Below are 19655 nucleotides of genomic sequence, written 5' to 3' on the forward strand. Positions count from 1 at the left end.
GCTTGTCATGGGACTATTTGATATTAGTATTTCTGGGTTGCTTTCGAATCAGGCTTCGATAGCTACAACCTCTCACAATATTGCTAACGCTAATGTTGAAGGATATTCTCGACAAAGAGCAATACAAACCTCTCGTCTTCCAGAGTTTATTGGCGGAAATTACTTTGGAACTGGAGTCGAAATTGGAAATGTGAAACGAATATTTGAAGCATCGCAACAACTGGAACTACAAGCAGCAACCTCGGCTTTTTATACTTATGATAGTTTTTTTAATCAGGCGAGTAGAGTCGATTCTTTACTAGCTGATAGTGATACTGGAATAAGCAATGCTATTCAAGAGTTCTATACTGCGATACAAGGCGTTGCCAATGATCCTGCATCAATTCCTGCGCGACAGGTCATGTTGAGCCAGGCTGAAACACTGGTATCCCGGTTCGAGCTGGTTCATTCTCAACTAGAAACTCAAATTACAGAAATCAACGGAAGCATTGACTCTCTGGCGAAAGAAATTTCTACGCTGGCAGAGTCTATTGCTAACTTGAATAATCAGATTGCTGGTTCTCCTGGGAACTTTCCGCCAGACTTGCTTGATCAAAGAGATCGGGAAATCAATCGACTCAGTGAGCTTGTTTCTGTACAAACGCTTGAGGAATCTGATGGTAGCGTTAATGTATTTATTGGCACAGGGCAATCGCTAGTTGTTGGTTCTCTTGCTAATTCCTTAACCGCTTCGGTAGATCCATTGGACCCAAGAAGTATGCGTTTAAGTATTACTTCGGGTTCGTCTTCGATCGATATAACCAGAAATGTAACAGGTGGTGAGCTAGGCGGAATATTGGACGCAGTTAACCAGATAATTGAACCGGCCTTTAATACCCTGGGTCGCGTAGCAATGGGACTGGCAGACACATTTAATGCACAACATCACCTGGGAATGGACCTTAATAACAATCTCGGTACTGACTTTTTCACTGATATTAACACCGCCCAATTAGAGCTAGGACGAGCGATATCTTCTATAAACAATGTTGGCAATCTCGCAGTTAGTATTACTATTGATGATGTATCCACGCTGAATGATTCAAATTATGAGCTTTATCTTACAGGAGGAAATTTTCTGCTGATAGATAAGAATACCGATCAAACGGTCGCAACTTTTGCTCCTCCTGTAGCACCTGCAACTGTCGCTACTGCCTTCGGTTTTTCTATTAATTTTTTATCTGGAGCGCCTGTAGATGGTGACAGATTCGAAATCCAGAACTCGCGTAATTTTGCCCGTGACATAGATGTTGAAGTCGCAGTTGTAGAGCAAATAGCAGCAGCTTCTCCTGTACGAGTTGAGCAACTGAGCAGTAACATTGGCTCAGGGGTCGTGACTGGTCTTAGTGTCTATGACACATCAACTCCACAAATGAGTAATATACCACTGGCTCTGGACCCTCCGATAAGAATAGAATTTGATGCGACTCCTGGCGAGTTTTCTATATACGATATAAGTGGAGGTGTGCCAGTTCTGCTGGCAGGAGGATTAGCCGGTTTCGTTCCCGATCAGAATAATGACATGCTGGCACTCGCCGGTGCTCCGTTTGACACTTACGGTTATGAAGTGACAATAAATGGAAATCCTCAACCCGGAGATCAATTTGATATTTCATATAATGTTGATGGGTTTGGCAGCAATGCGAATATACAGGCTTTGGGAGAAACTCAATTTCAGGCAGTACTGGATTCGGGACAATCTAACTTGCAGCAGGCATTTGGTCGAATCATTTCTAGTGTCGGAGTTTTGACGCAGTCTTCAGAAATAAAAAGAGACGCATCGGAAAGCCTGTTATTCCAGGCTACGGAAAGAAAAGCAAGCACGTCAGGAGTTAATCTGGACGAAGAAGCGGCCAACCTCATTCGTTTTCAACAGGCTTATGAAGCAAGTGCTCAGGTTATTGCTGTCGCGAGAACCTTATTTCAAACCGTGCTGGATTCTGTAAGGTAATCACCATGCGACTATCAACCTATCAGATGACTTCGGCCGGTGTGAGACAGATACTTTTACGCCAGGCAGATTTGCAGTACACTCAGTTGCAATTATCCAGTCAGAAGCGAGTGCTAACTCCATCGGATGATCCTGTAGCAGCGACTTCGATTTCCTTTTTAAAGACAGAGATAGAACAGTTAGAGCAATTTAACGTGAACGCTCAAATGTCAAAAAGTGGAAATGAGCTGGAAGAAGATGTGCTTTCGAGTATTACCGATATTTTATTTAGAGTGAAGGAGTTGATGGTGTCCGTAGGCAACGGGATCTACGGTGAAAATGAATTAAAAGCTCTTGGGGCGGAAATGCAGGAAAGGCTCAATGAGCTTGTAGGTCTCGCCAATACAAAAAACTCCAATGGTGATTACCTGTTTTCCGGTAGTAAAGTTAAGGCGAAACCTTTTATTCAGGATAATGCAGGAAATTTCATTTATGACGGTGACCAAACGCAAAGAAAATTAAGAATCAGTAGTGGGGTTGTTGTACCCGTTTCAGATTCAGGGTTTGAAGTTTTTGTCGATGTGAAAAATGGTAATGGCAAGTTTATTACCGGAGCTGACGTGGCAAATACTGGAACAGGTGTCATTGTTCCCGGTAGTTATACTGCGCCTCCGCAGTTTCTGGTAGAACCATACGATATTTCATTCGCCATCGGAGGAGGTGGGGCTCTCGAGTATACCGTCACCGGAAGAACTTCAGGAACTATTTTTGCTGGACCAGCAACGTTTCAAAGTGGCGCTGATATCAGTTTTAACGGTATTCAAACTGTGATCAACGGTACGCCTGCTGCAGGAGATGTCTTTACCGTTGATCCTAGTAGTAGTCAGGATCTTTTTACCGGTCTACAAAATGTAATTAACGCGATTGATAATTTTGTAGATGTACCTTCCCAAAGAGCTATTTTTAATAGTACGATTGCAGCTCAAGAAGCATCAATAAATATGAATATGCAAAATATTGATCGGATAAGGGGGAGTCTGGGTAGTCGTCTTGTGGCAATAGATACTGAAATGAATAGCAACCTGACCCTTCTGGTGACCAGTAAATCGGCTCTATCCGATGTGCAAGATCTTGATGTCGTTGAAGCATCTTCGCGCTTTTCTCAGCAATTAACGACACTTGAAGCTGCACAGGCCACTTTTGTACGTGTTAGAGACTTAAATCTGTTTAATTTCTTATAAATACAATTCCTATCACTTCAAAAGCTATAGAAATTTTCTTGCGGTTTTGGATGTTACCCTCAGACCACATTGTTTCCAGAAGTCTTCGGCTGTTTTATTAGTCGCAGTGAAGTTGACTTCATAATAGGGAATATTCTGTTCTTTAAATATTTCTTCCGCGAGAGCTACTACCTGTTTTCCTATGTTCTTTTTTCTATATTCTGGTTCTATCCAGATGGATTGAATTAATCCAAAAGATTTATACTCGGTAAAGCTATTGGGGGAACTAAGTATCTTGATGAATGCAAATCCAATGTCTCTATTTTCTGAGTTAATAAGAAAAAGTAGAGAGGAAGGGTTGTTTATCTCTTCTGAAAGCCAGGCATAAATTTCTTTTTCGAAGTTTTTATTTAAAGACAAAGGAAGGTCTTCATCTTTTGATTCAAATTCTTGCAGGGCCAGTGAACTTGCCGTAAGGAAGGGTAGATCTTTCGCATTAGCTTGTTCAAAGCTGATTGTGATTTTATTGTCTGTCATTAATTATCTGATAGGCCTTGGCTGCTTTTAATTTATTTTTAATACCAACTGTTTCCTTAATCGAGAGGGTCTTTTTTTCTAAGATAGTAGATTTATAGGATTCATCCAGTTTAATTATCTCTTCAATAATCTGGGCAACTTTGGTTTTATCCTCATCTGAAACTTCATTAGTGAAAAAAAGTTCAAGAATTTTTTGTCGTTGCTCTGTCTGTTCTTTTAGTTCATCCCAATCTTCGTTCCTGATTAAGCTGTCAAATTGCCGAGTTTTTAAAAGAGCCTCTTCCAAAATTAACAGGCGTTCATTTGTCGAAGAGTCCATTTTTTGTTTATTAATCATTTTATCGCTATTCTAGACCAGACTAAGCATACTCAGCTCTAACCGATGATTCAAAGAAAGCTTTGCTTTCTTCTTCAATCCCGTCCCAGCCTTCCTTGATGTTTTTCATGATTGTTATAGCTTCATCAATTTTTTCAACCGAGTTTTCTATATTTGCTTCAGACAACTTAAAAATCATAAAATCATAAAGTTTATCAAGATTTTCTGATATTTCTCCGCCTTTTTCGTAGTCCAGAGACTCCTTTAGACCACCAATAATTTTGATTGCCCAGGATATTTGAGCTCCTTTATTGGCAAAATCATTCCGGGTGATGAAACCTTTAGCATTCGCCATTTTCTCAAGCGCTCCTTCCATCAACATTTGAATGAGTCTATGGGGGTTGGCTGCTGCGATACCACATTGATTCTGGGCTTGTTGATATTGCTTAAGTTTGTTCAAGCTCATTTCATACCTCTGAAATAGTAATCAAATAAATGTTTTTAATTATGAGTTATTGGCTGTTTGCAGAGCGATAGATGCAAACTGTTGTTGTAAGTATTGTCCAGTAAAATTGAACTGTGCAACGGCAGCATCCATTGCACCAAATTTGGTTCTCAGTTGCATTTGAAGCTGCTCCATCCGATAGTCGAGGTTGACTCTGTCATCTTCAACTCTATCGATTATCGAATTTAATGAATCTTCTCGTGACTTGATTAAACCATCGAAGTCGGTATACGGACTGGCGACTGCGTCGATTTGAGCTCCGATACCATCGGTCGCACTGAACAAGTAACCGACATCATCAAAATTAGTAGCAAGCAATCCATCCAGGTCGCTACCAAGAGAAAGAGTGCCATCATCGAGAGAAGTAATATCTATCGAAGCCAAAGTGTTGTAATTTCCGGTAGCAGAGACTACTGCGTCAGTAATAACCGTTCTTATTTGTCGCACCACGTTTCTTAACGTTGAATCACCGAGAAGTTCCCCTTCGGCGCCTTCTTCTGCTGAGCCTAACGTATTTGTGGTTGTTACAAACTCATTGTAGGCGTCGACGAATGCCTCAATATTCGATTTAACGGTATCAACATCTCTTTCGACATCGACAGTTACTGTTCCTGCTACTGCGTCAGCATCCAGAGTGATATCAACACCTAAAACAGGATCAGTGAATGTGTTAGTAGTACTGGTAATATCTAGTCCTGCAATCTGGATAGTGGCATCCTGAGCGGTTTGGTCAATTGTTAAAGTACCTCCATTACCGTCAGAAATGGGCGCTAAATTTGCGTTATCATTGGTAACTGTAAAATCATAGATAGCACCAGTATCTTCACCACGGTAAACAATTTTTGTGCCGCTATCGCCATTAACCAGTGTAGCACTTATACCGAAATTATCGCTGGCACTATTTATGTTATTAACGATATCAGCTAACGAATCAGTTGCGCCAACAGCAACAATAAATGAATCGCCATTACTATTTTGCAAAGTGAGATTGCCACTACCGAGAACAGTTGAGGAATCGCCGGCTATGGTCGAAGAACTTAGCTGGGTATAGTCGGCCGTTTGTACAATCGTAACATCGAAGCTTCCCTGGGAAGCAGAAGATGATGCTGTCGCGGTTAATTGGGTTTCGTCTGATGAGGTCGCAAGTCGCGCTTGAAATGCATCCGATGTTAAGTTTTCGATTGCATCTTGCAATGAAGACAAAGCTGACTTTAATGTTCCTAAACCAGAAAGTGTACTTTCGGTAACACTTTCAAGCCGGTTTAAAGAGGCTTCTTTAGGCGCTCTTTCTGCGTTGACCAAGGCGCTAATAATCGATTCTACATCGATGCCTGATCCGATACCTGCCGAAGTGATTAACCCCATTTATATTTCTCTCTAATATCTAACAAAATAAATTCTACTCACTAAAACGGTAATCAACGCTCAAGAGAGTTACTGATTAATATATCGGCAATGGAATAGCCGACTTTATGAATAGATTGATATTTATTAAGTTAGTTTCTGTTTTCTAATTTAATTCAAATTATTCAATGACTTAATGCCAGTTATTGAGCGAAAAAAATCATTAAAAATAAACTGCAACAGTCGTGCCATAGCTGGTTAGAGATTATGGTTAGGGTTCAAGCTTAAGAATATATTTCAGATTAAAGGTTCAAGGAGGAAATATTGGTGTTCGGTTAAAGTAAAAGGAAGGAGCTTGCTCCTTCCTTTATACTTGCGTTTTAACCAGAACGCCTCTGGTTTTACTAAGGTCGTCGTTCAGCTCCTTTAACCGCTTTGACAAGGTTAAGAGCTCTTCTGGAGGGATTTGACGAATTGTTTCATCCGTTTGCCGGTCAATAACACTAATCACAGTACTTCCAGTATCTTGGTCTACTTGAAAGCGTATACTTCGACTAATTTTTTGACCTGCCTGGGCAAACTTCTCCAATTGCTTCTGAAGTTCTCTTGCCCCTTGACCATCTGACAGTTTCTTTTCAATTGCTTTTGCAAGCTCAACTTCCTGGATTGATTCCTTTTCCAAAACCTGTTCAGTTGCAGCTTTTGATATAGCATTGGCCTGAATACCCGATGACTTTGAATCATCCGGCAACGACTTGCCGCCGCTTACCACAGTTAGCGGTTGAAAGTTGCCTGACATAGGATTAATGGCCATGGTCTACTTCCTTCTCTTAGCAGCAGAAGGTAATCGAAACTACCTTCTGCGCCTAACCTGAAAATCAATATTGACTGAGTAATCAGGTTAACGATTAACTTACTGCAACAGTGACAACACTGATTGACTTGATGCGTTTGCTTGCGCTAACACAGAAAGTCCTGCCTGTTGCAATACCTGGTTTTTCGCTAAGTTGGAAGTTTCAGTGGCAAAATCCGTATCCCTGATTCTTGAGCGAGATGCTGAAACGTTTTCAACAACGCTTTGTAAGTTAGCGATAGTTGAACTTAAACGATTTTGCACCGCACCCAGGTCAGCTCGAGCTGTATCAACGGCTGTGATATCCGCATCAAGTGCAGTAATCGCAGCATCAGCTCCCGCAGAAGTAGCGATAGTACCAGCGGCGGTATAGGCACTAAGAGCCGTCAAGTTGGTAGAAGCGACCGTAATAGTTTCACCAGCGTCGTCACCTACTTGTAGTCTTAGCGGGCCCGCAGAGCCATCTAGCACTGTTTTTGAACCGAATGCTGTTTGGTCAACGATACGAGCAACCTCTGCTTCCAGCGCCGTAAATTCAGCGTCAAGAGCAGTACGTTCATCCGTACCGTTGATACCATTCGCAGACTGTACAGCTAGCTCACGCATACGCTGAAGTATGTTAGTAACCTCTTGCATACCACCTTCAGCAGTTTGCGCATAAGAAATACCGTCTCCAGCGTTACGAATTGCTACATTCAATCCTTTAACCTGAGAAGTTAACTGATTAGAAATAAACAAGCCAGAAGCATCGTCTTTCGCACTATTAATGCGAAAACCCGAGGACAATCTTTGGAAAGTGGTACTTAAGTTGTTGTTAGTACTAAATAGGTTGCGTTGCGCGTTAAGCGACGCGGTATTGGTTTGAATTACATTACCCATGATAGATCTCCGTTACCTTCGATAGATTGCCTGAGAAACAATCATTACAAAGTGTGAACAATAAAACCCGACCAAAATATGCTGAGAACATATTCTGGTCTCAGAACAATTATCGGCTTCGGAAATCTGGTCTTTAAAAAATCTGGAAATTAATTCAAACTAATTTTATTTTTCCTTTAAAATCATATTGATAGACCTCGAAAAAATATCGAGGTCTCTGCTATATAAATGAACAATTAGTTCCCTTGTGCGGTAAGGGGCCTGTTTCTAGTCATTGCCTTACCCTTGCAACAAGCTTAATACGCCTTGTCCACTAGCATTGGCTTGTCCCAGTACTGAAAGTCCGGCTTGTTGTAATACCTGGTTTTTGGACAGGTTTGAGGTTTCGAGCGCGAAATCGGTATCCCTTATTCTGGAACGAGAAGCTGATGCATTCTCTATAACGCTCTGTAGGTTGGCAATAGTTGAAATTAGTCGATTTTGAACAGCACCCAAACCGGCACGAGCGCTATCCACTGCTCTTATATCTAAATCGAGCGCTGCCAATGCAGCGTCTGCTCCTGCCGACGTTGATATCGTATGGGTCGCCGCTGTATACACCGAAAGTGTAGTCAAGTCTGTCCCAGTGATCGTAATCTGTTCGCCAGCATTAATCCCGACCTGAAGGGGGATATTACCTGAAGTGCCGTCCAGTACATTTCTCGCGCCAAATGTGGTTTGGTCTGTAATACGTGCAACCTCAGCTTCAAGAGCCGAAAACTCTTCGTTTAAGGCGTCTCGTTCTACCGCTCCATTAGTACCATTTGCTGATTGAACCGCAAGTTCTCGCATTCTTTGGAGAATATTGGTGATTTCTTGCATACCCCCTTCAGCAGTTTGCGAAAATGAGATACCGTCACCTGCGTTTCGAATCGCGACGTTTAGTCCTTTTATCTGAGAAGTTAATTGATTTGAGATAAACAAGCCTGAGGCGTCGTCTTTCGCGCTATTAATTCGAAAACCGGATGATAGGCGCTGAAATGTTGTTGTTAGATCAATATTGGTCTTAAACAAATTTCTCTGAGCGTTAAGTGAAGCTACATTGGTTTGGATTACATTTCCCATTTTAATACTCCTAATTACTCTGATGCGCAATCCAGAGGGTGAGAACCTGATTGGAGTGCATCTACAAAGTTAACTATTTGAACAAACGAGAAAAAATACTGAGAATATCTTTTCGTACAACTATCACCTGACTTTGAATCAAAGTGACAGAGCACTGAGGGTCTGAGAAACCGACACAGTGAGACGATTGAGAATATCATCGTGTCACCATAGATATCGGTATTAAAAAAACCGACTTTAATTTATTTGAAAAAATTTTCAGAAAAATAACTGAATGTTAATTAAAAGTTGGCACATGCCTTGCTTTTAATCTACGTGCAGGTTGCAAGCGGAACTTCAAAACCCATGATAGATCGTGAGCAATTTGTAAAGTTATCAAGTTACTGAGAATAACTTGTTAGCTATACCTAAGGGATATACCGTGGCATATGCTGAGAACATTTGCTTATGGAGCCCTTAAGAGGGAATCGATAATTCATTTGCTGAGAACATTTGAGTTATAAATCCTTCAATGTGCGGTAAGGGGCTAAGAAATTAGCCCCTTAGTTTTTTCTGGGAAGAATATTGCCATGAAACGGCAAAAAATGTTCACAACTAGTTGCCGCCTCCATGCTCGAATCCCTGAATAATTTTAGCCTGTCGACCTGATTATTGATGTTGTTGAATTTTTGGCATGAGATTTGAAAACAAAGGAGTAACAGGTGTTACGACCTTCTTCTGGGCTGAATAATGTCCTCACACCTAATACTGTTGCGTATATTCCGCAATAGTTGTGATAAAAGATTAAATTTATCAATAAGTTGTAACTTTCGACTAGAATTTACATAAATGAAATAATTTCTCCAACATCTGTTAAAAGGCCTGAGTATTTTAATGAATGAGCTGAATACCAAAAAACTGGAAAAAAACATCAAGCAAATTATTAAAACCGGGCAAGGATACGGCAAAGAGTATCTACCGATACTAAAGTCGACCCTGGACATTTTAAAAAGAATTAATAAAAAACGGAATGGTGGTGCAGACAGCTACTTTCAATTAGCTCAACGTTTTATTGGCCTTGAAGACCACCTACTTGCGCAGCTCTCCTTACAAAGAGCTTTGTCTCTGGAGCCTAAGCATGTGGATTCGCTATGTTTGATGGTTGCGCTTATGGAAGAAATGGGGCGCGTTGATGAGCAATTACGGGTTCTTGAAAAGCTGCATCAACTGGATCCCGGCAATGTTGAGGTTAATTACCAGATAGCCAGCGTTTTTTTTGGCTTGCGTGACTATGTGAAATCTAACCAGTTTGCCTTGCTGGCAGCATCTCAAGAACAGGTTAGTGTTCCGGCATTACTACTTGTTGCCGAGAGTTTTTCTCAACTTGGGGAACTGGAACATGCAATCAACTTTCTCAAAGTAGCCTTTTATTCCGAGCCCGAAAATATTCAAATATACAAACTTTTTGGTGAGGTATATCGAAAAGCGCTTAATTACCCGCGAGCAATTGATTTATATAGCCAGGGTTTGAATGTTGAACCAGACAATTTTGATTTAAACGCCGGTATATTTACCTGCTGTGTGGATTTGGGATTGGATAAAGAAGCGAGAAAATATCTGGCCAGGCTTATTGTACTTAAAAAGTCTTCCGAACAGGCTTATTTTTATCTAGGTGTTTACTATGCAAGTATTGGCAGACAAGATAAGGAAGAGCGCTATTATAAAAAATCCCTTGAACTAAAACCTGGAATGCCCACAGTTCAAACTAACCTTGCATTTCTCTATCAGAAGCAGGAAAGAGTTGAAGAAGCCATTTCAATCTATGAACAGATTCTCCAAAATCATCCCGATTTCGAACAAGCAAGCGTAAATGTTGCGATGATTTATATGGGACAGGGAAAACTGAAGGAAGCATTTCAGCACTATCACAATAGAGTTGCATCTCAGAAAATCCGCTATCAACAGTTAAACTGGAGTGGTGAAAGTCTTTCGGGAAAGAAAGTATTAGTAAGAAAAGAACAAGGCTTAGGAGACCAAATCGAATCTGCATGGTATCTCAAGTTATTAGAAAAGGACAAGGTTGATGTGACCTTTCAGGTGGATAAAAGACTGATTCCTTTACTGTCGAGAACTTATCCTTCTTTCAAATTTAGTTCATTTGATAGTGAGTTCATTAATACCGTCGATCTCAGCCAGTTTGACTATCAGATTCTGCAACGTAGTTTAGGTTTATTATACTGGCCAAAAATTAAAGAGGCTGCGGATAAAAGAGAAGTGGTTCGCTTTATTGAGGCTGATAAAAGTTTGAAGAAACAATGGGGTATTGAGTTAGCAAAGCTTCCAAAAAGAAAGAATATCGGAATTTCCTGGCGCTCAGGTTTAAGCTTGAGAACGAGAAATCGTCACTATTTAACTGTAGAGGCCATCGCTTCTTTGTTTAAAGATAAAGAGGTTAACCTCATCAACCTGCAATATGATTATACGCAAGAGGAAATTGACTATTTAGCAGAGCACCTGCCAGGGAAATTCTTCAACTTTTCAAATATCGATTTAAAGAATGATCAAGATGACCTTGCCGCGCTGATTGATAGTACTGATTTTGTGTTTTCTGCCTTAACTTCAGTTCAGTGCCTTACTGGTGCTCTGGGCAAGAAGAGTCTGTGTTTTGCTTTCGCTGAATCAAAACTCTATGCTGGCGTTTATGGTAAAAACAGTAATCCTATGTACGCTAATTCTGAATATGTTTGGTCGGTAGGCAAACCTGTTTTTGAATCACTTGATTTAATAAGAGAAGCATTGGAACGGAATTTGGGTAAATCTTAAATTGCGCAATTCAGAGTAAATGTATTTGAAATTATATTAAACAAGTCACTCTGTCTAATAAAGGTGTAAATATGTTTGATAATAAGTCTGTAATGATCACTGGAGGTACCGGTTCTTTTGGGCATCATTACACCAAAACTTTATTAAAGAATTATCGACCACGCCGCATAATCATCTTTTCAAGAGATGAGCTAAAACAGTTTGAAATGCAGCAAATTTATAATGAACCTTGTATGCGATATTTTATCGGTGATGTCAGAGATTCTGAACGTATGATGCAAGCGATGCGAGGAGTCGATTTTGTTATTCATGCTGCCGCGCTTAAACAGGTTCCTGCCGCTGAATACAATCCAACAGAATGTATTCGAACCAATATTACAGGCGCGGAAAACGTTATCAAAGCAGCTATAGCTAATGAAGTTAAGAAGGTGATCGCGTTGTCGACAGACAAAGCAGCTAACCCAATTAATCTTTATGGAGCAACCAAGCTTGCATCGGATAAACTATTTGTTGCTGCAAACAATATGGTTGGAAGCGGACCTAGCAGGTTTTCAGTTGTTCGCTATGGCAATGTTGTTGGATCTAGAGGATCTGTAGTACCGTTTTTCAAAAAGCTGGTAGCAGAGGGTGCTGAGTCAATTCCGATCACTCACCCAGAAATGACACGTTTCTGGATAACCCTGCAGCAAGGTGTAGATTTCGTACTCAAAAATTTCGAAAGAATGTACGGTGGTGAGATCTTTATTCCTAAAATTCCTTCCGTACGAATTATTGATCTGGCCAAAGCGTATGCTCCAAAGCTTAGCACACACATCATAGGTATTCGTCCTGGAGAAAAACTGCATGAAATTATGTGTCCGGCGGATGACTCCCACTTAACCATCGAATTTGACGATCATTATGTCATACGACCAACAATTAAGTTTTATAGTAAAGACTACGATTACCTGCATAACAAGGCAAATGAGAGCGCAAAGGTTGTTGAGCAAGGGTTTGAATATAACTCAGGTAATAATGAGAGATTTCTTTCTGTTGATGAAATAAAACTATTTAAGTAGGTTTGTTAAATGATTCCCTATGGAAAACAGGAAATTACGGAAGAGGATATCCAGTCTGTTGTTGAGGTGTTGCGTAGCGATTTCTTAACTCAGGGTCCCAAGGTTCCGGAATTTGAGTCAGCGATTAGTCGATATTGTGAAGTTTCCTTCGCTTGCGCAGTAAATAGTGCTACTTCAGCCTTACATATTGCCTGTTTAGCGTTAGACCTCGGTGAGGGGGATTGGGTTTGGACTTCTCCGAATACATTTGTTGCTTCAGCAAATTGTGCTCTGTATTGTGGTGCCAGTATTGATTTTGTTGATATCGATGAAAAAAGCTATAACTTATGTGCTGAAAAGCTGGCAAAAAAATTGAAGTACCATAGAAAGAATAGCTTGCCCCTTCCTAAAGTAGTGATCCCGGTACACTTTGCAGGACAGTCTTGCGATATGGATAAAATAGCTCAACTTTCGAAAGAGTATGGCTTCCATATTATTGAAGATGCATCTCATGCTATTGGTGGTCGATACAATGAGCATAGAATCGGTAGTTGTCAGTTTTCAAATATTACCGTGTTTAGTTTTCATCCTGTTAAGCTCATGACAACAGCTGAAGGGGGAATCTTGACCACCAATGACGAGACATTATTGAAAAAGATGCAGCTGCTACGTAGCCACGGTATCACTAGAGACAAAGCACTGCTTTGTAAAGATGATGCAGCTTCATGGTATTATGAGCAGCAGATTCTTGGATATAACTATCGCATGAGTGATCTTCACGCTGCACTTGGGATTAGTCAGTTAAATCGATTAGATAAGTCTGTTGCCAGGAGAAACGAAATTGCTAAATACTTCAACTCAAGTTTTTCCGATCTTGGGATTACACTGCCTGCAGTATATGACAATGTTTATTCGGCTTTTCATCTTTACGTTATTCAAGTTGAAACCGAGCAACGTTCGGCCAGATTTGAAAAACTTAAAGAGTTAGGTCTTGGGGTTAACTTGCACTATATACCAGTTCATACCCAACCCTACTTTAGACAGCTGGGTTTTGATGTGGGTGACTTTCCTGCTGCTGAAGAATATTCGGCCAAAGCTATCACGCTTCCACTTTTTCATAGTATGTCCGAATCGCAGGCTCAAAAGGTGGTAGAGGTGGTTCGAGAGGTATTTGGGTGAAAACAGCAATTATTCCAGCTAGAGGCGGTAGTAAAAGGATTCCAGGGAAAAATATCAAGGATTTTTGTGGCAAACCTATGATCGCATGGTCCATTGAGAATGCAATTGAAAGTGGTTTATTTGACCGTGTTATTGTTTCAACCGATGATCAAAGAATTAAACATGTCGCTGAGTCTTTTGGGGCAGAAGTTCCTTTTTTAAGGCCAGCTCATCTTGCTGATGATCAAACTGGAACACTGGAAGTCATTCAGCATGCTATAAAGTTTCTTGAAGGAGAAGGAGTAAAGTCAGAATGGCTATGCTGTATATATCCGACAGCGCCACTATTGCAAATCACTCATTTAAAAGAGGCATTTGATTTACTGAATTCAAAAAATGCTGATTATGTATTTCCTGTTTCAACATTTGATTTTAATATTCAACGAGCCTTAATTATTAATAAAAATAACAGATTGGAAAGTGTACATCCGGAATACAACTTGACCAGAACTCAGGATCTTAAAGAGTTTTATCATGACGCTGGGCAGTTCTACTGGGGAAAGAGAGATGCGTTTGCTGAAGGAAAGACTATCTATTCACCTGTATCGGTGCCGTTAGTGATTCCATCCATATTCGTTCGAGATATTGATACTCCGGAAGATTGGGAAGTTGCAGAGTTTCTATTTGATTACCTGAAAAAAAAGAAAAAGGCCGAATGATGAAATTGGTAGTCAGAGTAGATTTTTCAACTCAGATTGGCTTAGGGCATCTTATGAGGTGCTTGACCCTGGCTGAGGAGATTAGTCATCTCTTTGATGAGACTATATTTGTTTGTCGACGTCATGAAGCAGGTCAAGAAAAATTGTTTAATACATGCGTTGCAAATTATGCTTTTGACCCTGTTTTGCAACAGATTGGCAGCTTAAAAGGAAGTGAAAAGTTTGTAAATGAAAATGTCGGCTATATTGGCTGGTTGGGTGACTTTCCTGAAGAGGACGCAAAAATAACATTAGAGTTTGTCGGACTGGATGATTGGGTGATTGTCGATCATTACGGTATTGACAGTCAATGGCATAAATTAGTCAAGGAAAAGTGCTATCACTTGATGGTAATTGACGACTTATGCAATCGCAACTACTTGTGTGATATCTTGCTTGATCAAACCTATAACCGAGAAAACTTCGAATATTCTGGCCTGGTTTCGAGCGATTGCAGAGTATTGACAGGCTCCCAATATGCGTTACTAAGAAAAGAGTTTCAGATTCTACGAGGTGAAATGGAAAAGAAAAGACCTCAGTCTACTATCCTCCAGAGATTATTAGTTTTTATGGGGGGGAAAGACAGCAAGAATATTGCAGGTTCGGTGCTGGCTGAATTGATAAAAAAAGGATGGCATAAGGCTTTGGATATTACGGTCGTTGTGCCAATAAGAAAAAATTTTGTTTCAGAACTAGCTGCTATTGAGAAAAGTGAGAATAAAATTACTATACTCGAAAAGGTTGATAACATGGCAGAGCTTATGGCTCAATCTGATCTGGCTATTGGTTCAGGCGGAACCGCAAGTTGGGAAAGGTGTTGTCTGGGACTACCCTCGTTAGTGTTTGTTTATGCTGATAATCAGTTAAAAACTATTCGTTCTCTAGCCGAAAAGGGAGCGGTCATTCCCTGGAGTAATGCGCAAGAGCTTAATGAGGCAATCGAACTTATACTTAATAATCCAAAGTTGTATCAGGAAATGGTTAAGTTTAGCTTTGAAGTGTGCGACGGAAAAGGAACGAAACGTATTAGAGAGGAGCTGATAAATTTTGATTAATTTAAGGTTAGCAAATGAGCGAGACTGTCAACGCTACTTAGACTGGCGCAATGACCCTGTGGTTAGAGAATCTGCATTTGAAAGTAGTCCGATTGAATTCAAAACTCACAAAGTATGGTTTTTAGGCAAGTTAGAATCACCGGAAAGTATTTTGTATGTTGTCGAGCTGGATAATTCAGCGATTGGTCAAGTACGATTTGAGATCGATGATGAAGTAGCGGAAGTTAACTATTCAATCGATGAAAATTATAGGGGTAAAAGACTAGCTTCATCAATGATGAGCTGTGCAATTGAAAAGCTCTTGATGAAAAATCGAAATGTTAAGAGCGTCGTGGCAAAGGTTAAGCAAGGCAACTTACCTTCCATGAAAGTTTTTGAAAATCTAAGCTTTACAAAGAAGGATTGTAAAAATCAAGAAGACTATTCAGTTTTTGAACTGCAAACCAATTTTTAAAAAGGTTTAATTGTGTTTTTGAGAGAATAAATATATGGGTATGAAAGAGCCTGGCAAGCGAATTGTTATTGATGGTTGTGAAATTGGTGAAGGCGTTCCTCCCTACATCGTAGCCGAGCTTTCCGCAAATCATAATGGAGAAATTGAAAATGCTTTTAAAATAATAGAGCATGCCAAGCTTGCTGGTGCAAACGCTATTAAAATTCAAACATATAGGCCGGACACTATTACTGTTAAGTGTGATAAACCCGATTTTCAGATAAATAGCGGGCTCTGGAGAGGCAAGTCATTATATGATTTGTACGAATGGGCTCATACACCGTGGGAATGGCATCAGGATTTATTTGATAGAGCTCGTCAACTTGATATTACAATATTCAGTTCGCCGTTCGACAATACGGCTGTTGATTTGCTTGAAGATCTTAATGCGCCCGCATACAAAATAGCATCCTTCGAAGCGATAGATTTGCCTTTGATTCGCTACGTTGCGTCAACCAGAAAACCAATGATAATCTCAACCGGCATGGCTAACGATTCTGAGATTGAAGAAGCAATAGATGTGGCCAAACAAGCGGGGTGTGAGCAGCTTGTGGTTCTTCATTGTGTGAGTGGATATCCTGCTGCACCTGAAGACTACAATTTGAGAACGATAGCTGACATGGCTGAACGATTTGGTGTTTTGACAGGACTGTCCGATCACACGCTGAGTAATACTACAGCGATAACTGCAGTAGCTCTAGGTGCATGCTTGATAGAAAAACACGTTACACTTGATCGCAGTGGTGGAGGGCCTGATGATAGTTTTTCTCTGCAGCCTGAAGAGCTTAGGCAGCTATGTGAAGATAGTTGTATAGCTTGGAGTGCATTAGGGAAAATTAGCTATGAATGTAAAAAGAGTGAAAAAGAAAACTTAAAGTTTCGTCGCTCTCTCTATTTTATCAAGAACGCGAAAGCTGGCGAAAAGATTACCTTAGAAAATGTTAAAAGTATTCGTCCAGGATATGGGTTGCCGCCCAAATATCTAGATGAAATCCTGGGGAAAACTTTGAGTAAAGATGTTGAGTTTGGGCAAGCAGTGACCTGGAATTGCATTGGTAAGTAAACTTACTACCGTCATTTTGCAATAGAATATAGAGAAGCTGATTTATGGGATATAAAACTGAACAAGAAATATTTTGGGCTGGTGATTTTGGCGATGAATATGCGCTTAGAAATGAAAGTGAAACCATAGTTGCATCTAATACTATGCTGTTCAGTAAAGTACTTTCTGCTACAGAAAAGATAGAATCAATAATCGAATTTGGTGCAAATATTGGAATGAATCTGCGGGCATTACAGCATTTACTTCCTAATGTACGAGCGTCAGCAATAGAAATAAACCAAAAAGCTGCCGACAGGTTAAGAGAGTTAAATGACATTGAAGTCTATCAGACATCAATTCTTGAGTATCAACCTGTCGATCTTTTTGATCTGGTATTAATCAAAGGAGTATTGATTCATATAAATCCGGACGAACTTCCTTCTGTGTACGACAAGTTGTTTGCCTCTACTCGTAGATATCTGTTGGTAGCCGAATACTATAATCCTTCACCTGTTTCGGTCGACTATCGAAATAATAAAGACCGGTTATTTAAAAGAGATTTTGCAGGAGAGCTGTTGGACAGATTTAATAGCTTGAGACTTTTGGATTACGGCTTTTGCTATCATCGTGATAATCAATTTCCGCTGGATGATATTACCTGGTTTTTACTGGAAAAGGAGAAGAACTAAATTTTTCATATAAACTCCAAATAAATCAACATATTAGCAATATTTATCCCTTTTATACTCAGATTTATCAGCTATTATCCTGGTCAATTTTTGACGCTTTTTATAATGTAATGACAAATCTTTGACAAACTCCGATTCCTCTACTAGATCTTATTAAGGGCCAAAATGCCAATAATTATAGGGTCACAATTGAAGCGGTAATCGGGGTTAGTTCAGTCCAATGACAGAAAATAAAAAACTTCTAATCATCGAAGACAATATGGAACGTTGTCACGACCTAAAGACGATCTTCGAATTTATTGGAGAATCTTGTCTGGAAACCAGTAGCAAAGACTGGAAAAATGTTCTGCTTGAGTCAGAGCAATACGTTGGCGTGCTCTTGGGAAGTCTCGACGAATATCATAGTGTAGCTGAACTTATTAATGAAATTATTGCTGTTGATGAAACAATGCCGGTGATTTTACTGGATGATGTACCAATGTCCGGAGGAATTTCTAACAAGCTATCACAGCAGATTGTTGGAAGAATTGAATGGCCGTTAAAACATAATCAAGTACTTGAAGCCATTCACTCCTGTCAATATTGTCGTGATAATCAGCATGCTTTTAATGAACACAACAAATCGCTTGAGTTATTCAGAAGTATGGTAGGAAAGAGTAATGCCATGCAGGGGATTCGGCGCTTAATCGAACAAGTTGCTACCACAGACGCAAGTGTTCTTATTCTTGGAGAGTCGGGTACTGGAAAAGAAGTTGCTGCTAGAAACCTTCATTATCTATCAAATCGTTCTGACAAGCCATTTGTGCCAATAAATTGCGGTGCTATACCTGGGGAGTTGTTAGAAAGCGAGCTATTCGGTCATGAAAAAGGCGCTTTCACCGGCGCTCTCACTGCTAGAAAAGGACGCTTTGAGTTAGCCCAGGGAGGAACTATATTTCTTGATGAAATAGGTGACATGCCACTTCCGATGCAAGTAAAGCTATTACGTGTTTTACAAGAGCGAACCTTCGAAAGAGTTGGCAGCAATCAGTCCATTAAATGCGATGTGAGAATTATTGCTGCCACCCACAGACATTTGGAAACTGAGGTCAAGGAAAATCGATTCAGAGAAGATCTATTCTATCGTCTCAATGTGTTTCCTATCGAAATGCCTGCGTTAAAAAACAGAGCCGAAGATATACCTTTATTGATTAATGAGCTGGTTGCCAGGCTGGAAAATGACAAACGTGGCTCGGTTAGATTGAGTCCCAATGCGATTCAGTCTTTAATGCAGTGTGACTGGCCGGGCAATGTACGCGAGCTAGCAAATTTGATTGAAAGACTTTGTATTCTTTACCCGTATGGTGTTGTTGACATAAAAGACTTGCCGTCAGAGTACCAAAAGAATGACGGCGTTGATTCCTATCCTCAGCCAAACCTGGCAGACCGACGATCCAGAATTTCTAAAGAAAAAGAAGAAGACAAAGCGCCCAGAGCTGCTCCAGCGCCAATAACCAACCTTCCTGAAAACGGCGTTAATTTGAAGGAATTCGTTGCTAAATTGGAAATATCTTATATCGAGCTGGCTTTGGCTGAAGAAGACTGGGTCGTTGCTCGAGCTGCCAAGCGACTTGGAATGCGTCGTACTACTTTGGTAGAGAAAATGCGAAAGTATGATTTACAAAAGGCAAGCTAATCCAATTCCACTGATTTCCATCACTGAATATTAATTTCCGAATGCTCCGGAAATTAGCGCCACTATATTGGCGCTAAGCGCACAGTCTTTTATTTAAATCTTTAACTCTTTGAAAAATAAATGAAACAAAAATAGGCACATTACTTGCTTTATCTTAATTAAGACTTTTATGTCGCTAATAATTTGACACTTGTTAGTCGACATGAATAAAGCTATTGC

General features: G+C 40.1%; 18 protein-coding genes. 11 read left to right on the top strand and 7 right to left on the bottom strand.

The genetic code is table 11. The annotated features are described in order from the left end of the window. The first annotated feature begins 7 nt into the window (after nt 1-7). Nucleotides 8-1990, top strand: coding sequence for a flagellar hook-associated protein FlgK (flgK, locus tag IYN84_RS00910; protein ID WP_196137294.1), 1983 nt, complete (start codon nt 8-10; stop codon nt 1988-1990). Between the two features lie 5 nt (nt 1991-1995). After that, complete coding sequence (gene flgL / locus IYN84_RS00915; RefSeq protein ID WP_196137295.1) at nt 1996-3210, top strand: flagellar hook-associated protein FlgL; 1215 nt, start codon at nt 1996-1998, stop codon at nt 3208-3210. A 24-nt stretch (nt 3211-3234) separates the two neighbouring features. On the opposite strand, the gene IYN84_RS00920 is transcribed toward flgL, so the two are convergent. From IYN84_RS00920 to IYN84_RS00950, 7 genes are all read right to left on the bottom strand, one after another. After that, nucleotides 3235-3726: a GNAT family N-acetyltransferase gene (locus IYN84_RS00920; protein ID WP_196137296.1), complete on the bottom strand. Its 492-nt coding sequence runs from the start codon at nt 3724-3726 to the stop codon at nt 3235-3237. Next, nucleotides 3713-4063, bottom strand: a complete 351-nt coding sequence (locus IYN84_RS00925) for a flagellar protein FliT (RefSeq protein WP_196137297.1) — start codon at nt 4061-4063, stop codon at nt 3713-3715. Before IYN84_RS00925 ends, IYN84_RS00920 begins: the two co-directional genes overlap by 14 nt. 22 nt (nt 4064-4085) lie before the next feature. Further along, a complete protein-coding gene (gene fliS, locus IYN84_RS00930) occupies nt 4086-4508 on the bottom strand; it encodes a flagellar export chaperone FliS (protein ID WP_196137298.1) in 423 nt (140 codons plus the stop codon). Nucleotides 4509-4547: 39 nt separating this feature from the next. Beyond that, nucleotides 4548-5912, bottom strand: coding sequence for a flagellar filament capping protein FliD (fliD, locus tag IYN84_RS00935; protein WP_196137299.1), 1365 nt, complete (start codon nt 5910-5912; stop codon nt 4548-4550). Between the two features lie 346 nt (nt 5913-6258). After that, nucleotides 6259-6705, bottom strand: coding sequence for a flagellar protein FlaG (locus IYN84_RS00940; protein ID WP_196137300.1), 447 nt, complete (start codon nt 6703-6705; stop codon nt 6259-6261). Between the two features lie 99 nt (nt 6706-6804). Next, complete coding sequence (locus tag IYN84_RS00945; RefSeq protein WP_196137301.1) at nt 6805-7623, bottom strand: flagellin; 819 nt, start codon at nt 7621-7623, stop codon at nt 6805-6807. 279 nt (nt 7624-7902) lie between these two features. Next, nucleotides 7903-8727, bottom strand: coding sequence for a flagellin (locus IYN84_RS00950; protein WP_196137302.1), 825 nt, complete (start codon nt 8725-8727; stop codon nt 7903-7905). Between the two features lie 873 nt (nt 8728-9600). On the opposite strand from IYN84_RS00950, the gene IYN84_RS00955 reads away from it, so the two are divergent. The 9 genes from IYN84_RS00955 to IYN84_RS00995 all read left to right on the top strand — a co-directional run bounded on the left by IYN84_RS00955 (nt 9601) and on the right by IYN84_RS00995 (nt 19436). Continuing rightward, a complete protein-coding gene (locus IYN84_RS00955) occupies nt 9601-11529 on the top strand; it encodes a tetratricopeptide repeat protein (RefSeq protein WP_196137303.1) in 1929 nt (642 codons plus the stop codon). Nucleotides 11530-11600: 71 nt separating this feature from the next. Beyond that, complete coding sequence (pseB, locus tag IYN84_RS00960; protein ID WP_196137304.1) at nt 11601-12587, top strand: UDP-N-acetylglucosamine 4,6-dehydratase (inverting); 987 nt, start codon at nt 11601-11603, stop codon at nt 12585-12587. Between the two features lie 9 nt (nt 12588-12596). Beyond that, on the top strand, nt 12597-13745 hold the full coding sequence (gene pseC, locus IYN84_RS00965; RefSeq protein ID WP_196137305.1) for a UDP-4-amino-4,6-dideoxy-N-acetyl-beta-L-altrosamine transaminase: 1149 nt from the start codon (nt 12597-12599) through the stop codon (nt 13743-13745). Beyond that, nucleotides 13742-14443, top strand: coding sequence for a pseudaminic acid cytidylyltransferase (gene pseF, locus IYN84_RS00970; RefSeq protein WP_196137306.1), 702 nt, complete (start codon nt 13742-13744; stop codon nt 14441-14443). Before pseC ends, pseF begins: the two co-directional genes overlap by 4 nt. After that, nucleotides 14440-15537: a UDP-2,4-diacetamido-2,4,6-trideoxy-beta-L-altropyranose hydrolase gene (gene pseG / locus IYN84_RS00975; RefSeq protein WP_196137307.1), complete on the top strand. Its 1098-nt coding sequence runs from the start codon at nt 14440-14442 to the stop codon at nt 15535-15537. Before pseF ends, pseG begins: the two co-directional genes overlap by 4 nt. Next, entirely contained in the window at nt 15530-15991 is a 462-nt protein-coding gene (locus IYN84_RS00980) for a GNAT family N-acetyltransferase (RefSeq protein WP_196137308.1), read from the top strand. The genes pseG and IYN84_RS00980 overlap by 8 nt, the downstream gene beginning before the upstream one ends. 34 nt (nt 15992-16025) lie before the next feature. Beyond that, nucleotides 16026-17093, top strand: coding sequence for a pseudaminic acid synthase (gene pseI / locus IYN84_RS00985; protein ID WP_246722561.1), 1068 nt, complete (start codon nt 16026-16028; stop codon nt 17091-17093). A gap of 44 nt (nt 17094-17137) precedes the next feature. Next, the gene (locus tag IYN84_RS00990; RefSeq protein WP_196137309.1) at nt 17138-17761 is read left to right on the top strand and encodes a pseudaminic acid biosynthesis-associated methylase; all 624 of its coding nucleotides are present in this window, start codon (nt 17138-17140) and stop codon (nt 17759-17761) included. Nucleotides 17762-17981: 220 nt separating this feature from the next. Next, complete coding sequence (locus tag IYN84_RS00995; RefSeq protein WP_196137310.1) at nt 17982-19436, top strand: sigma-54 dependent transcriptional regulator; 1455 nt, start codon at nt 17982-17984, stop codon at nt 19434-19436. The last annotated feature ends 219 nt before the right edge of the window (nt 19437-19655 follow it).

The sequence above is a fragment of the Aliikangiella sp. G2MR2-5 genome (assembly GCF_015687155.1).
GTDB lineage: Bacteria > Pseudomonadota > Gammaproteobacteria > Enterobacterales > Kangiellaceae > Aliikangiella.